Source organism: Catalinimonas alkaloidigena (genome assembly GCF_900100765.1).
Taxonomy (GTDB): Bacteria; Bacteroidota; Bacteroidia; order Cytophagales; family Flexibacteraceae; genus Mooreia; species Mooreia alkaloidigena.
Window position 1 is genome coordinate 316873 of record NZ_FNFO01000004.1, and the last position, 16009, is coordinate 332881.

Consider the following 16009-nt stretch of genomic DNA (forward strand, 5'->3'; position numbering starts at 1 on the left):
AATTACTGTATCAGCGTTGCCGTTCCGACTTTTTCAAAAGGTGTTCCGTCCAGAAACTTGCCCTTCACCATGTAGGTGTAAGCGCCCACCGGCAGCAGATCGCCCGCATTGTTCCGGCGCCCTGTCCAGCCGGTCTGGTTGGCCTCTTCGAACGAACTGGTTTCGTAAAGCAGTTCGCCCCAGCGGTCGTAAACCCGGAACATAAAATCGCCTGACTGAATGCTGGTGCCGTACACGCGCAACGTACGGTTGTGGGGGTTGTCGGCCTGCGGATCGAAAATGTTCGGCACGAACACCACTTGCGTGCGAATCACCTCCACGATCACCGAAGCGGTATCGCGACAGCCGTATTGGTTTTGCAGCGTAAGCCACACCCGGTATTTTCCTTCGTTCGGATAACTTTTGACCGGACTCGGCTCGGAACTCGACGTCCCGTCCCCAAACGCCCAGGTGTAAGTATGGGCAGGATCGAGGTTCAACGGGGTAAATCGGATCGGATCGCCCGGCAGCACGGCATCGGGATCGTACGAGAAAGTGGCCTCGGTAGAAGGCAGAATGGTCGCCGTTACGGTGTCGCGTGCTTCGCCACAGGGGTTGCGCACGGTGATGATAAACTGAACCTGATCCAGATCGCCCGGGCCTGGCTCGTACGAAGCCGTCAGCTGATCGGCGTTGCGTAACGTTCCGGTTCCGTTGGTGGTCCAGGTGATTTCCAATTCGTTTCCAGAGCTTGTGGCCGCAAGGGCAATGGTTTCGTCGGCACAAGAAGCCCCCAGTTCCTGCGCTTCCACACGGCCCGGAATGGTCAGGAAACGTACCTCTGTGCGGGCGGAATCTGTGCACCCGCCCGGCGTGGTGATGGCGACCGAATAGAAACCTGCCGTCGTAACGACGAGGGTCTGGGTCGTGTCTCCGGTGTTCCAGCGGAAGCGGGCACCCGGATTCCCCGCGTTCAATGTGACGCTGGGTGCATCGCAGGCATAGGTCACTGCCGCCAGGGTCAGCTCTGGGCGTGGTGCAATGGATAAGGACACCACCGCCACCGAGGTATCGCTACAGCCCGCATTCGTGGCCACAAGCGCGTAGGTGCCACTTTCGGCGGCATAGAAAATCGAATCGCCTTTCGTCGTGCCTTTGTAGACCGAAACCCCATTGCGCAACCACTCGAACGAATCGGCTTCCCGACTTGCGCCAGCGCTCAACCGGATGGAGTCCCCTTCGCAGGCCGTGGTGGTTACCGGTTGCGACAGCACGGCGACCGGCCGCGCGGTTTGGATGATCTGTACCACTGCTGAGGTATCGCTACAGCCGTTGTGGTCAAATACTGCCACCTGGAAATTTCCTGCGCTCAAGATCGTATCGGCGTTGGTCGTGATTCCCGCCACGGGAGTTGCCACATTGCCTACGTACCGCAACCATTGGTATCCCATGATGGTGGTGTCGCCGGGGGCTGAGGTCGCCGCCGACATCGCAACGCCCCCATCGCCGGCACAGTAGTACTGCGGTTGCGCCGGGACTATGGCCGCAAAAGGTGGTCGATAGAACGCGGGGGCTACCGCCGCGGAGGTATCGCTACATCCGGCCGCGCTGAAAGCGACGAGCTGGTACTGCCCCTGCGCCATAAAGAAGGTATCGCGCGGCGTCATGACGTCGGTAATCGGTTCGCCGTTCCGCAAATACTGGATGTTCACGGTGTTTTCGCTGCCGACATGCGTAAAGGCGATCGGACTGCCGGGACAGGTTTTGCCTCCGATCTGACTCAGTCGCGCCACCGGCAGATCGCTGTAATGCGCAACCCGCACCGCCGCCGACGTATCGCTGCAGCCAGCACTGTTGGTGATCACGACCCGGTACCATCCCGGCTGGCTCACCTGAATTTCTGAAGTACCCACTCCCATCGAACCGTTTTCGTTGAGCCACTCGTACGAATCGGCCGTACCGGCGCTATCCACGGCGGTGAGAACGGTACTGCCTCCGATGCAGAACAGCGCCGAATCGGCGGGCTGAATTGCCGCCACCGGCGTAGGCCGAATCCGCAGCACCAACACCGCCGAGGTATCGCTACAGCCCATCTGGTTGTACACGATGACCCGGTAACGTCCTTCTTTGTTCACCAGCAGTTCGGCACTGGCCGAAGACGTAGCATCGGCCACTCCGTTGCGAATCCAGCGGTAGCGGGCATTGGGTCCTGCATTGCTGGAGGCGGCCGAAAGCGTCACCGTATTGTTCGTACAGGCGCTGACTTCACCGACCGGCACCAACGCGGCGAAAGGTTGCGGGCGCGCCACAATTCGTACCTGGGCAGAATCGCTGTTACAGCCCGACGAATCGAAAGCGACCACTTTGTACGTGCCGGTTGAGTAGAACAGGAAGCTGGGGGAGGCATCGGTAATTTGCCCTGTGATGGGCACGCCGTTGCGGAAGTATTTGTAACTGGCCAGCGTTGTACTGCCACCAGTTTTTAGTTGGATGATGTCGCCTACACACGCCGAGTCGCCCGAAAGGCTGGCCAGCGTCACCGTGGGTTTCGGCAGAACCAAGAGCGTCACTTCGTTGGAGGTGGTGTCACAGTAATTTGTGTTGTAGGCAATTACCTTATAAGTGCCCCCGCCTGTCACCAGCGTATCTTTTCTACTGCCCATCGAAAGTGGTACGTTGTTGCGCAACCACTGAAAACGAGTAGCACCCGTACCGCCCGTGACGGTCAGACGCACGAAATCACCGCTTGGGCACAACGCCGTTTTCGACGCCGTCAGCGTCAGTTTCGAGGGGCGGGGGTTGACAAGCAACGTATCGGCCGCATCGGCGGCAGAAGTATCGCTACAGTTGGCGTCGTACGCAATGACCCGGTAGATGCCCGCTTCGTAGGCTTTGTAGGTGCTGTCGGTGGCGCCCGCAATCGGATTCCCGTTTTTCAGCCACTGGTAGCCGGTAATGTTCGCGCTGGCCTGTGCTACCAGGGCAGTGAGGGTCACCGAATCGCCGACACAGAACGCCTCTGTTCCCACTACATCCAGACTCACGCCAAGGGGCGGGTAATAGCTGGTCACGTCATATTGCGCCTGTGCCGAGCATCCCTGTGCGTTGGAAACCAGCACGCGATAGGTACCGTTGTCGGTAATCTGCAGGGTACTGTTGGTAGCACCGGGCAGAAGCACACCGTTGCGGAACCATTGGAACAAGGTGCCCGTGCTGGCCGACGCATCGAGGGTCAACGCTACGCCCACACACTGACCGGTGGCAGCCGGAGGCAAAATTGCCGCAACGGGCGGAGTTCCGATCTGGATGGTGACACTGCGCACAGCACTCAAACAACCGCTCGGGTCCTGCACCCGCACGCTGTACACACCTTCGCCCAACACGGTCGTATCCGGATTGCTGGATACCCCCAACGCATTTCCGTCTTTCGCCCAATAGTACAGGTAACCTGTGCCTCGTGGCTCGACCCGTAATGCCGCCGCCACACCCGCACAAATGCCGCCCGAGGCCGTCAGACTTGCGTCGATGGTCGTGAAGTTGTACGTCAAGGTATCGGAAAACGAACAGCCGTTAGCATCGACCGCCGTCACGCTGTAGCGCCCGCCGCTGGTGATCACCAGGCTATCGGCAGTGGACCCGTTGTTCCACCGGTAGCTTACAAAGCCTGCGGGTTGCGTGCGCAGCACCACCGCAGTGCCCGCACACACCGGCGCGGGCGAAATGATCTGAACCGGCGTAGCCTCCACGCGCTTCACCAGCACGGTTGCCGACGTGCCACAGCCCGCCGCATTGCGACCCATTACGTAATACTGGCCCGGCTCGGTCACCACGATGGCCGAATCGGTACTGGCAATCGGTCCGTTCGGGCCGCTCCAGGCGTATGTCAACGAATCGGCACCGGCAATCAGGATTACCGACGCACCCTCGCCACACAGCAGTTCCTCCGCATTCAACGTTACGACCGGGCGCGGCGAAATGGTAACCAGTTGGCGAAAGACCTGCGTACAAGGCCCCACCGCGTAGGTGTAAGTCATTTCAAACGTCCCAACTTTCGAGGGGACGAAGAGGTAGCGCCCATTGACCCATTTTAAGAGGTCCGGATCACCGGAAAACACCCCACCCGGGTACAGGGAGCGCAACGTATCGGTTGCCTCGTTCAGGCAGTACTGGAAATCAGGATTAAGGCCGTTCCAGATGCCCTCCCGGAAATTGTCGATGGCCAGACGGCGGATCGCGCCGTTTTCGCTGTCGGCAATGTCGATGAACCCGTTGATGTACACCGAAAGTGCCGTTGGGTAGAAGAACCGGGCCTCGTCGGGCGCACCGTCGGCGTAGCCGGGCAGGTTGTTGGTATCGGCCGGAGGAATGTTTCCCGCAATGGTCACCACGTTGCCCAGCGTATCCACTCGCCGGATGCTGTGGTTGTCGGTATCGGCAAAATAGACATTGGCCGATCCGTCCACACTCACGCCGAGCGAACGGCGCATCTGGTGTGCGCCCGCCCCGCTGAAGGGACCGTCGCGGAAGCCAACCTGACGGTTGGTAAGGGTCGATACTACGTTCCGGTTAAATTCTGTCGGATTGGTACTGTTGATCTTGATTCGCCGGATACTGAGGTTATCGTCATCGGCCAGGAACAGGTTGCCCCGGTCGGCCGCCATGTTGACAACTTGCCCGAAACGCGCTACCGTGGCTGTGCCGTCGCGGAAGCCGTACGTGCCGTCTCCGGCAAACGTCACCACCTCACCGGTCGCCAGTGCATAACGTTTGATGACCCAGTTTTTCGAGTCGGCGATGTAGAGGTATTCTTCGTTGGGATCAACCGCCAGCCCGGTGGGGAAGTTGAACCGCGCCTGCGTGCCGGGCACCGCAGCCTGTCCCATCAGCGGTACGTGTCCCGGTGCCGGCATCAGGGCAGAACTCCCCGCGACGACCGACACCAGCCCGTTGCTTACTTTCTTGATAACGTGGTTTTCGGCGTCGGCAATGTAGACGTCGCCGTTGGTCAGGGCCACAACGCCCACCGGAAAACGCAGGTACGACTGCCCCGCCATCACGGTGCCCACGTTGTTGGAATCGACCTGAGGTGTTCCGGCGATGATCGTCATCCGGCCCAGTGTGTCGATGCGCCGCACGACGCCTTCCTCCGAATCCGACACATAAATAGAGCCGTCGCACGCTGTGAACAAACTTTGCGGCAGGCGCAACAGATTACCGCCCCCGAAGCCGGAGCCGGGCGCGACCACCGTCGTCACGCAGGGCGCATCGGCCACGGAAAACGTTTGAGATACCTGCTGGTTACAGACCGCGTAGGTAATCGCATGGTCGCCAGGCCCTACCAACGAGGCTTTGAAGTAGTATTTGTCGAGTGACGTGTTGTAGAATACGCCCGGACCGGTAAAAACGCCTCCCGGAAAATCGGGAATCAGTTCGATGGGATTGTCGGCCAGACAGAACGACGTGCGAAACCCGGCCGCGTGCCAGTCGGCTCCCAGGGGATTGATCCGCACCAAGACGCTATCCAGGTAAGTACACGAAGGCACCGAGGTATTGCGAATCGCGACGTAGACCAACGTATCGGTGGTCGGCGAAAAGGTAAAGTCGAAGTTGTTGGTGTATGCCCCCCCTGCCCAGGCAACCTGATAACTACCCGACGGCTGAACGTTGCGCACGCGCAGCGTCACCGAGCTGGCCGCACACAAGGTGGTGTCGGGCGTCAGGTGATAGGTCAGCGGCGAGCAGTTCTGGGTGATGCCCAACACTACCCCCGACGAGGCCGTATCGCTGCATCCGTTGAAATTCCCGATGGCCCGCACGGTCAGATCCGCTACGGTTTCGGGCATGAGACCGGAAATTGTGTAGTTGGTCTGCGCACCGATCGACGTCCACGTACTGCCGCTGTCCAAGCTGACTTCGTACCGGTTGGCCAGTTTAACCGCCGGCCACGAAAACGTAATGGAGCTTTGGGTTGAGGTATAGTTTACAAACGGAGGCGTCAGACGCGGGTGCAAGGGACCGTTGGTCGGATTGACAAACGTGCCGTAGCTCCGCACCGAAGCGCCCGAGTACGTCGTTACATCTCCCTGGCTGCGCCACGTCAGGCCGTGGTTTTGTGCGCAGTTGGCAATGGGCAGCGCCAGGCGGGCGATCAGCGCATTGGTGTCGGGCACGGGTACCCCCGGCGGCGCGACACCCGTTTTTGCGTACGTATTCAGGATCAGGTAATTGCCCAGTCCCCCTTTGGTCAGGGTCATTTGGTCGTACTTGGCCGACGTCTGGGTGGCACTCCACCGCCCTTTCCGCACGATCTGGTCGCTGCTGACCGTACTCAGGTCGATTCCGCTGCCGTTGACGTCGAACACAAAGTTGGACGTCCCCAGTTCGAAGGGGGCCGAGCCGCTTCTGCGGGCCATCATCACATCGACGTAGAGGCTGTCGAAGGTCGTGTTGAAAGAAGGAACCAGCGTAAGTCGGTAGTCAATTTGGGCAGAAACCTTACTTCCCCCCAAAAGAGCCAAAGTGAAGAAGATCCAGGCCAGACAAGAGCGTGTCCACATAGGAGCAGTGATCAGACTAAATGGAATGGCATGCCAAAACGGGCCTGCCTTCGTCGTTTATGCGTCAGTAATCAGCGTACGGAACACTCTCGTGGGAACGGGAAGAAGATAATACTCAAGCCATTCTGGATTCTACCGCCCCCCAAAGCAATTCCGCAAGCCAAAGTAGCGAAGAATGCACCACTTCAGCCCGCGGAAGAAAAGCCTGTGAATAAAAGCGAAGTAAGGAAGAAGGGAAAAACTACTTTTGAAAAAAATTGAGCACACCTGTACGTCAAACCTTACCTGATTTCCAGCGCGCGGTACGTCGCCGTGGCGCCCTCATACGTGAAGCGAATCAGGTAATAGCCACTCCCCTGTCCGTAAGCGGCCGCCCCGAAATCCGTCGTGTGTGCTCCGGCTGGCAGGGCTTTGTCGACCAGGGTAGCGACTTTCACCCCGGTGGCATTGTACACTTCGATCAGGACCGGCCCCGCTTTCGGCAGTTGGTAATGAATGGACGTGGCTACCTGATAAGGATTGGGATACACCTCGAAACGAAAAGCGGCGGGCGTCTCGGCAACTGGCGTGGTATAGTAGTCGTACGGTTCCGACTGCGTCGTGCCGCACAGACTCGTGACCTCAACGTTGTATACACCATTGGCGGTCGGTACCCAGGTCTGCGCCATGGCCCCGGCAATCGGCTGGCCGTCCAGGTACCATTGATAGGCCAGGCCCTGGTCGGCCACCAGCGTATCGCCGAGTTGCGTGATTGCACCCGCTTGCGGCTCGACCACGTCGAGGTGAACCGATGTGCTGCGCAGCGAAGTATCGCATAGCGAAGCCTGCACTGCATAGTCGCCGGTAGTTTCGGCGATCAGCTCGGCAGCGGTCGCCCCTTCGATGGCGACCCCGTTGCGGAACCATTGGAATGAGCCTTTGCCCTGGGCCGTCAGCAGCGCTGTGGTGCCGGCGCAAATCGTGGTGTTGGAAGACACGACCGTCGGCACGCTAAACGTCTTTTTCAGATCCAGCGAAGCCGGTGCCACCAGTTGTGCCTGCGCCTTGATGTCGTTTCCGGCAAAGTCGAACAGTGCCATGGGACCTTGTAACCAGGTGATGTGATTGATACCACAGGGGCTGAGCACCGGTACACCCACGCGTGCAATCCGCTGTTTGGTCGACGTTATGGCCCGGCCGGCCCCGTTGCCCGACGTTTTCTGAAAGATCGAGACGTTTACAAATCCTTTTCCGCCGACGGAGAGCGCGTTGTAAGAGCCAGGCATCGTCCGGCTGTCCCACGGTCCCACAGACGTTTCGACCAGAAACTTACGGGCCACATCCAGTTGATCGGCCGAAAGCTGCACGGCAAAATTGGCCGAGCCCAGCACAAAGTCGGTGCCGCTGGTCTTCCGCACAAAAAAGTCCAGGTACAGGGTATCGTGCTGCACCGACTGTTCGACCGAAACATCGAAGGTAGACTGGGCACGCACCGCCGTTCCCGTCAACAGGAAGAAACTCAGCAGCAAGAAGTATCCGTAGCGCATCGTCATGATCTTTTCAGGAAACAATTAAGGTTGGCCTGCTTTGAAACCGGCGAAATAGAGGGCGTCGTTGGCCCGCGAAGCAATCTTGTAATCGCGGGCGTTGATCTCACCCGACAGGTCTACGTCGCGAGGGTCGTACACCGGCGACAGAAACCCGATGCCTTCGCGCACACCGGCCGTCACCTGATTGAAATCGTTGGCGTTGGTTTCGTAGCGCGAATCCTGGTAGCCGTCGCCGGCAATCATGCCGTAGCGCATCCCCGAAAGCGGCTTGGCCCCCGCCCCGTAGACATGCTCCAGGTCGCCCAGGTCATAACTCCCCGCCAGCGGATGATACACCGAGGTTTCGGGGCTTGAGGTGCTGAGCCAAATCGCTTCGGCCGACATAACGGGCAGGTGGTTGCGGTGTTTGATCACCACGTAGTAGTTCCCGCCGGGCAGCGCCGTGGTAATTTCCGCATACGTCCGTTGTCCGGTTTTAAAGTCGCGAATGGTACCGTCGTTCAGCAGCCAAGCGTAACCCGTTGCCAGCGGTGTGGTGACGTTCGGGTCCGTACGGAGTTCCAGTTTGACGACATCGACCGCCCGGGCAGGAACGGCATAGCCCGACGCCATACGTTGCCCAATGGGCGAAATAGAATCGCCCTGAGCGCTGTAGTACGTCGCCAGTACCCCTTTTTGCTGCAGATCGGTCCGCATCGTATCGGCCTGCGGCTGGTAAGCGCCTTCCAGCCACACCCGCAGGTTCAACTTGAGGGTTTCTTGTGCCCACGCCGGGGTGCCTGCCAGCAAGAACAAAGCGGCGACAAGCACTGCCACCCGCGGCTCGAAAAAGGCAAAAACGGTTCGGTATCGGGTCATTTCTTCAGAAAAAGGCGATTCAGTACAACTCTTTTTTTCTCGGGAAACCTTACTTAATGGTCTTAACGGGGCGTTCAAGCCTTCGAATTTGCAGGAAACGGGACTGGATTTATTACCACAATTCACTATCCACCAGCACTTTATCTCTTTACTTTGTCCTATCTAATCCCGTTACCCATCTCTCCCGAATGCGAAATTTACTATTATTTGATACAAAAGTAATATATAACATTACATACGCAATGATTTTATTTAAAATAATTCGAGAATAATACCACACCATCCGTCGAGACGTGATGATCACCTGCCGGCGACCGGCCGATTTTCCCTAAAATTGTGGTTGGAGCGGTGGCCTAAACGGGCACACTGCGTACATCAGGAAACATGAGAAAGCTCTATCGGGCGTGGAGCCTTTTTTGGTTCGCTTTTTTCTACACGCTCTTATTTCCCTGGTTCTGGTTGTTTCTGCGCCGCAAGGCGTGGTTTCGTTACACCGGTCCGTTGAATCGGATCTGGGCCCACCTGTTCTATGCCTTCAGTTTCTTCCCCATTCGGGTAGAGCGACGGTTCCGGGTGAAGAAAGGCGAGCAGTACATTTTCTGCCCGAACCACGCTTCTTACCTCGACATCCCGACGACAGGCTATGCCCTGCCGGGTTACATTACGTACATGGGGAAAAGCTCGCTGGCACGGGTGCCGCTGTTCGGCTACATGTTTAAAAAACTGCACATTACGGTCGACCGCAAAAGCCGGATGGGGCGATACCGTAGCCTGATTGCGGCCCGGGAGGCACTGGAGCGCGGCAGCCATCTGGTTATTTTCCCGGAAGGGGGCATTCCTGACCACCCGATGCCGGCGCTGGCTCCGTTCAAAGACGGGCCGTTCCGGCTGGCCCTGGAAAAACAGCTTCCCATCGTGCCGGTCACCATTCCTTACAACTGGATCATTCTGCCCGACGACGGCAAGTTTCTGCCGCGTCGCCATCCCGGTAAAGTCATTCTCCACGAGCCCATTGTGACCCAGGGGATGACGATAGAGCACCTGGAAGAACTGAAGCAACGCACCTACGAAGTAATCTACCAGGAAATGGTACGCCACTTTCCGGACCAGATGTCGCCCCGCCTCCGTCCGGTTGGGGAATTTGACGGGAAGTCGTGATATTGCGCATTTAATCTGCTGATACTTATGAAGATCGACCTGGCTACTGTACAACACATTGCCAACCTGGCCCGCCTCGAACTGGACACGGCCAACGCCAAAACCATGATGAAGGACCTGAACCGGATTCTGGACTGGATGGAAAAACTGAACGAGCTGGACACCGACCAGGTAGAACCCCTGACCCACATGTCGGAGGAAATCAACATGTTCCGCGACGATGTGGTGAAGCCTACCCTGCCGCGCGAAGAAGGTCTGCGCAATGCTCCTCAGCAAGACGGCACCTTTTTCCGGGTTCCGAAAGTGATTGAGGCGTACGACGAGCCCCAGTCGGGTCGTTCCAAGTAATACTTTCTCCAAGCGATTTTGAAACTACCTTCCTTAACTTCTCCCCGCCGGCCCTCGCCCGAACGGGCTGCTTATCCGTCCATGCCGCTGTTGTTCTGGCGCTGGTGGGAACGCCCCTACCGCTGGGCGTATCTCCTGCTGCTGGCGCTGCTGGGCGGCCTGATGAGCCTCTTTGCCTGGTACTACCTGGCTCCGCACACAGGCGCAGTTCACTGGGAAATTAAGGATACGCTCGACTATACCGAAGCAGCAACGGACCAGTTTCACCACTACCTGGGCGACTTCGTGCAGGAAACGGTGGTGTACCTGATTACGCAGAAACGCATCCCGGCCGACCTGGACCTGAATCTGCCCCTCGCCACCCTCTGTCTTGGGCTTTTCTGGCTGGGCATTGCGGTGGTAATGGCGGTAGCTTCCGGATTTTCGCGGTTCTGGTTCCTGACCATTACGGGTCTGATGCTGTTTTTCCTGGCCTTCGCCCGCCTCGAACTGCTCAGCTTTCTGGGCCTGGACAATTCGTGGCCGCTGGCAGGTGCCATGGCGCTGATGGGAGGCCTCAGCTACTACATCCACGCGTTCCGGCCGCGCATGCCCCTGTGGCAACGCCTGCTGCCGTTCGTCGGCATGAGCTTTCTGGTCGGACTGGCCCTGGTGTATGGTGCCGAAGTGCCGCAACCCGTATTTCAGCTCCTGAACTACAGCGCGCCCCTGCTGGTGGGTGTCACGCTCTTTTTCATCCTGCTGACGGCCATCGACATTCCGTACGCACTGCTGACGATGGTGACCCGCTCAGGCTCGTTCGGGCAGTCCAACGCCACGTTTCACTTCACGCTACTCACGGCACTTTACCTGTTCAACCTGATTGTCCGCTACCTCAGCAACCGGGGCTTGCTGGAGTGGGATCTGATGTACCTGGATGCCTTCCTGATTCTTGGCATTTCGACCGTGCTGGGGCTGCGCAACTTCGCCCGACGCGAACGCCAGTACCAAAGCATCCTGAGTTTCCGGCCCGGCGGTGCATTTTTGTTCCTGGCGCTGGCGCTGATGTCGTTTGCGTGCCTGACGTGGTACCAGGCATCGGATCATGACGCCATGATCGAAATGTTTGAAGATGCCATCACCTTGAGCTTCGCCGGGTTTGGGGCGGCGTTTTACTTCTACATCCTCATCAACTTTGGCTCGGCCCTGCGGCAGGGCCTGCCCATTCACCGCATTGCGTTCGAGCCCTTCCGGGTGCCCTATGCCGGGGTGACGCTGTTTGCCGTTGCGGGCATCGGCATCGCCTTGTTCAATTCCGGCCTGTTCCCGGTGTATCAGGGCATTTCGTCGTACTACACCGGTCTGGGCGACATCTACCGCCTCGAAAACAACGCGCTCCTGGCCGAACAGTATTACCGCGAAGCGCTGGAATATGAATACCGCAACCACCGCACGAACTATGCGCTGGCCACGCTGGCGCGCGCCAAGGACGACCAGAATTCGACCACGTTTTACTTCGATCAAGCGCTGGAAAAAGCCCCGACGGAAGAGTCGTGGGTCGGCTTGAGTGAGTCGTACCTGCGGCGCAACCAGTTTTTCGATGCGCTGTTCACCTTGCAGGAAAGCGTGGAGGCGTTTCCCGAAAGTCCCACGTTGTACAACAACCTCGCCCTGCTTTACTACGGAACAGGGATTTTGGACTCCACCTACTATTACCTGCAACGGGCGAAAGAGGTAGGCGGCACCACGCTGACCGCGACCAACCTGCTGGCATTTGTGGGCAAAAATCATTTGTATGCGGGTGATACGTCGTTTCTGAACGAGTCCCATTACAACACCCTGCCGTGGCTGACCAACGAAATGGCCAACCGGGCCGCCATGGGACGCCCCTCGGAACTGAAACTGAACGCCCTGCCCGATTCGGTGCTGGACAACGCCTCGTTTTCGTTTCTTTACAACTTGGCCGTCACGCGTTTCACGCAACCGGACCCGAAGCTGATCGAGCGTATTGAACGTTACCTTGCGGTCGCCGAAAACGAGCTGTACAGCGAAGATTTGCGCTTTGTGCACGCCGAACTGCAAATGCGCCAGGGACAGCGCGCCAGCGCCTTACCGACGCTGATGGAACTCCAGGAAAGTAGCACGACTCTAGGCGCTACGTATGGCAACCACCTGGGCCTATGGCTGTTCCAAATGGGCACGCCCCGTTACGCAGCCGATTTCTTTGCCTCGGCCCTCGAACGCGGTTACGACACACGTCTGCACCTGGCCGCCGCCCTGACCGCAGCCGGCGATGCCGAGCGCGCCCGCCGGGCGTGGATCAATCTGCTCAACGACGACGACGAAGGCCAACGCAACGCGGCTGCACAAGTCCTACGCGCCGTCAGTGGCGAAATGGAGGTGATTCAAACCCTGGCCGAACCGTTTCGCGTCGCTGCCCTGGACGTTAACCAGACGCTGACCATGGACCAGAAATGGGACATTTGGCGCAGCCTGCAACAACCCGCCCTGCGGTATTGGGGCGGTGCTTCGCTGTTAAAAGCACTTTTACAACAGGAAGACTTCGCCCGGGGCGAAGAACTGGCCCGGCAACTGCCGGTTCCTGATGCCACGGTACCGACCGAAGCACGCGACGCCTGGTGGATACAGTTTTTCCGCCTGAAACTCCTGATGCACCAGCCCGAAGCCGTGGCGGCAGCCGTAGATTCCTTGTCGGATCCAGGCTGGAAACCTTATTTCAAAGGGGCCATTGCCCTGCAAAACGGTCAGAACGAGCAAGCCTTGCCGCTGTTGCAGGAAGCGTTCGAAGCCAATCCTCTGGTAGGCGACATCGTGGTGACGCTGGCCGATTTATACCAACGGATGCTACAGCCCCAAGTCGCTTACGACCAACTGCTGACGGCCCTGTCGCTCAATCCGTACAACCGGGCTGCACACGAAGCCTACATTCTGCAGGCGTTACGTCTCAACCTGATCGAGTTTGCCGACGAGAGCTATACGCGCTACAAAGACCTGTACAAAGACCACACCATGTTCGAATCGCAGTATACGACGGCCCGCACCGAGTCGCTACGCGCCCTCGAGCAATTTTAACTCCAACCCCTTCCTTCCCATGCATATTGTCGTACTGGACAGTTACACCCTCAATCCCGGCGACCTGGACTGGACTGCCCTGGAAGCACTCGGCTCTGTGACGCTCTACGACCGGACTGCTCCCGGCGACGTGCTTGCGCGCAGCCAGGGCGCGGACGCACTATTAACCAACAAAGTGGTGTTGTCGGGCGAAACCATTGCCCGGCTTCCTGACCTCAAGTACATCGGCGTGATGGCGACCGGCTACAACGTGGTCGATGTAGAGGCGGCCAAAGCGCGGGGCATTCCCGTCACCAATGCGGCGGGGTACTCCACCTTTTCGACCGCGCAACATACGATGGCGCTTCTGCTGGAACTGAGCAACCGGGTCGGGCAACATCAGGCCAGTGTACAACAGGGCGACTGGGTTCGCTGTCCGGACTTTACGTACCAGCTGGGACCGTTGGTAGAGCTGGCGGGCAAAACGCTCGGCATTGTGGGGTTTGGGCGCATCGGGCAGGCCGTGGCGCAAATGGCTCAGGGCTTCGGCATGCAGATTCTTTCGTACCACACCCATCCGGAGCGCGACGCACGGCCCGGGGTTGAATTCGTGTCGTTGGATGAGGTATTCCGGCGCAGCGACGTCGTGACGCTGCACTGTCCCCTCACGGCCGACAATCAAGGCATGGTTAACCGGGAGCGCCTCAGCACCATGAAGCGCTCCGCCTGGCTGATCAATACGGGGCGTGGGCCGCTGGTGCACGAAGCAGACTTGCGGGAAGCCCTGGAAGCGGGGACCATCGCGGGCGCAGCGCTGGACGTGCTTTCCTCCGAACCCCCGGCGGCCGATAATCCGCTGCTGGGCGCGAAAAACTGCCTGGTCACCCCGCACATTGCGTGGGCGTCGTACGAAGCGCGCAGCCGCCTGCTGGCGACCGTGGTCGACAACCTACGGGCCTTTCAGGCGGGAACGTGGCAGAATGTGGTCAACGGGCTTACCGGAAAAAACGGCTAAACACCCAGATGATCAGGGCAATGATGCCCACCACCAGAAGTACGCCGACCCAGACACCGGCTTTAAAGATACCTTCTACAACTTCGCAGCTGGAAGCAACAAAGACCAGCAGAATCAATAAATAATAGGCGATAAACTTTTGCATAACGATAAAAAGTAAGACACTACATTCCCTTACGGAAGTGCGCAGCGCCCGTTGCTTCTGCAGCCTTACTTTTTACGAAGGGAGCGGCGAGTCTTTCTCTTTCGCCATGTGGTTGTAGACCATTTTGTCCATCCAGCCGGGGAACCACTTGTTCATAAACACCGTCATTTTGCCCTGCGTGGTCAGCACCAGATCGCGCCGTCGCTTCTGCACAGCCGTCAGAATGGCATCGCCTACCGCTTCGGCCGTCATCATCTTGCCTTCGTCGCGGGGAGTTTCGCCCTGCATCTGGCCCGTTTTGGTCAGGGCCGTGTTCCGGATGTTGGAGGCGGTGAAGCCCGGGCAGGCCACCAGAATGTGTACGCCTTTGTGCAACAGTTCCGTGCGCAGGGCTTCCATAAAGCCTTGCATGGCGGCCTTCGAAGCGGAGTAGCCGGTGCGAGCGGGCAGCCCCCGGTAGCCGGCAATGGACGACACGCTCACGATAGAACCGCGTTGTTTCAGAAGCGACGGAAGGGCGTATTTGGTCATGTAAACCGTTCCCCAGAAGTTGATGTCCATCACCTTCCGCAGCACGTCCAGCTCCAGTTCTTCAAACAGAGCCCGCATGGAGATGCCGGCGTTGTTGATGAGCACGTCGATTGTGCCCCACTCGGCCAGCGTGGTCGTCACCACGTGTTGGCAATCTTCTTCCCGGCTAACGTCCGAGACGACGGGCAGCACCTGGATGCCCTGTTGGGTCAATTCGTCGGCCGTCTGGCGCAGGTTGTCGGCGTTGCGTCCGGTGATGACGACCCGCGCCCCCGCCCGCCCGAAACTTTCGGCGCACGCTTTGCCGATGCCCGACGAGCCGCCGGTGACGATTACGACTTTATTTTGCATTGCGAATGGAATCTAAGGAAGGAACCCGTTGTACGGCCTGGTTGCGCGCTTCCCGGGCGCTGAGGCTATCCACCAGCGCGCCGTAAATTTCGTCGATCAGGGGCACGTTCTGCAGGTAGTAATTGTAACTCTCGCGAAAACGGGCGCTGTCCAGCCCATAATCCTGCAAGATCTGCTCCTGTTGGTAGCGGTAATACCACGCCGCTGAGTCGGGCGGGATGTTGAGCTGGTTGGCACGCGCTTCCGCCAGATGAATGTCGATCAGGATGTCGACCATGGTTTGCTGGTCGATCAACCCTTCGGGCGGCACCCCACTCTGAATATCGGTTTCGGGCGTGCAACTGCCCAGCCACATCAGCCCGCAGGCACACAAAACAACGAGAAATGACTTCATAAAGTAGACGCAAAGATACGAGGTTCCGGTTTCTGTGGGTTCTGAGATCCGATCAATTCCCTATTTCACGGATTTATCAGAATGCAAGTTCAT

General features: G+C 58.5%; 10 protein-coding genes. 4 read left to right on the forward strand and 6 right to left on the reverse strand.

Annotation, left to right across the window (positions count from 1 at the left end):
• Positions 1-2: 2 nt before the first annotated feature.
• The 3 genes from BLR44_RS12225 to BLR44_RS12235 form a co-directional block, all read right to left on the reverse strand.
• Positions 3-6536 (reverse strand): NHL domain-containing protein, encoded by a 6534-nt coding sequence (locus tag BLR44_RS12225; protein WP_089682204.1) that lies wholly within the window; start codon positions 6534-6536, stop codon positions 3-5.
• Between the two features lie 281 nt (positions 6537-6817).
• Positions 6818-8062 (reverse strand): T9SS type A sorting domain-containing protein, encoded by a 1245-nt coding sequence (locus BLR44_RS12230; protein WP_218127059.1) that lies wholly within the window; start codon positions 8060-8062, stop codon positions 6818-6820.
• A gap of 24 nt (positions 8063-8086) precedes the next feature.
• Positions 8087-8923, reverse strand: a complete 837-nt coding sequence (locus tag BLR44_RS12235) for a hypothetical protein (RefSeq protein ID WP_089682209.1) — start codon at positions 8921-8923, stop codon at positions 8087-8089.
• Positions 8924-9307: 384 nt separating this feature from the next.
• On the opposite strand from BLR44_RS12235, the gene BLR44_RS12240 reads away from it, so the two are divergent.
• From BLR44_RS12240 to BLR44_RS12255, 4 genes are read left to right on the forward strand one after another with little or no spacing between them, the layout of a single operon-like run.
• A complete protein-coding gene (locus BLR44_RS12240; protein WP_089682211.1) occupies positions 9308-10081 on the forward strand; it encodes a lysophospholipid acyltransferase family protein in 774 nt (257 codons plus the stop codon).
• 27 nt (positions 10082-10108) lie between these two features.
• Positions 10109-10429, forward strand: a complete 321-nt coding sequence (gene gatC, locus BLR44_RS12245) for an Asp-tRNA(Asn)/Glu-tRNA(Gln) amidotransferase subunit GatC (protein ID WP_089682213.1) — start codon at positions 10109-10111, stop codon at positions 10427-10429.
• 18 nt (positions 10430-10447) lie between these two features.
• Positions 10448-13501, forward strand: a complete 3054-nt coding sequence (locus BLR44_RS12250; RefSeq protein ID WP_143017252.1) for a tetratricopeptide repeat protein — start codon at positions 10448-10450, stop codon at positions 13499-13501.
• A 19-nt stretch (positions 13502-13520) separates the two neighbouring features.
• Positions 13521-14495: a D-2-hydroxyacid dehydrogenase gene (locus tag BLR44_RS12255; RefSeq protein ID WP_089682217.1), complete on the forward strand. Its 975-nt coding sequence runs from the start codon at positions 13521-13523 to the stop codon at positions 14493-14495.
• Here BLR44_RS12255 and BLR44_RS28870 read toward each other — a convergent pair.
• The 3 genes from BLR44_RS28870 to BLR44_RS12265 all read right to left on the reverse strand — a co-directional run bounded on the left by BLR44_RS28870 (position 14476) and on the right by BLR44_RS12265 (position 15916).
• Positions 14476-14640 carry a hypothetical protein gene (locus BLR44_RS28870; protein WP_176956014.1) on the reverse strand — a complete coding sequence of 55 codons (165 nt, stop codon included), beginning with the start codon at positions 14638-14640 and terminating at the stop codon, positions 14476-14478. The two genes, BLR44_RS12255 and BLR44_RS28870, sit on opposite strands and share 20 nt — an antisense overlap.
• Positions 14641-14712: 72 nt before the next feature.
• The gene (locus BLR44_RS12260) at positions 14713-15522 is read right to left on the reverse strand and encodes an SDR family oxidoreductase (protein WP_089682219.1); all 810 of its coding nucleotides are present in this window, start codon (positions 15520-15522) and stop codon (positions 14713-14715) included.
• The gene (locus BLR44_RS12265) at positions 15512-15916 is read right to left on the reverse strand and encodes a DUF4296 domain-containing protein (protein WP_089682221.1); all 405 of its coding nucleotides are present in this window, start codon (positions 15914-15916) and stop codon (positions 15512-15514) included. The genes BLR44_RS12260 and BLR44_RS12265 overlap by 11 nt, the downstream gene beginning before the upstream one ends.
• Positions 15917-16009: the final 93 nt, after the last annotated feature.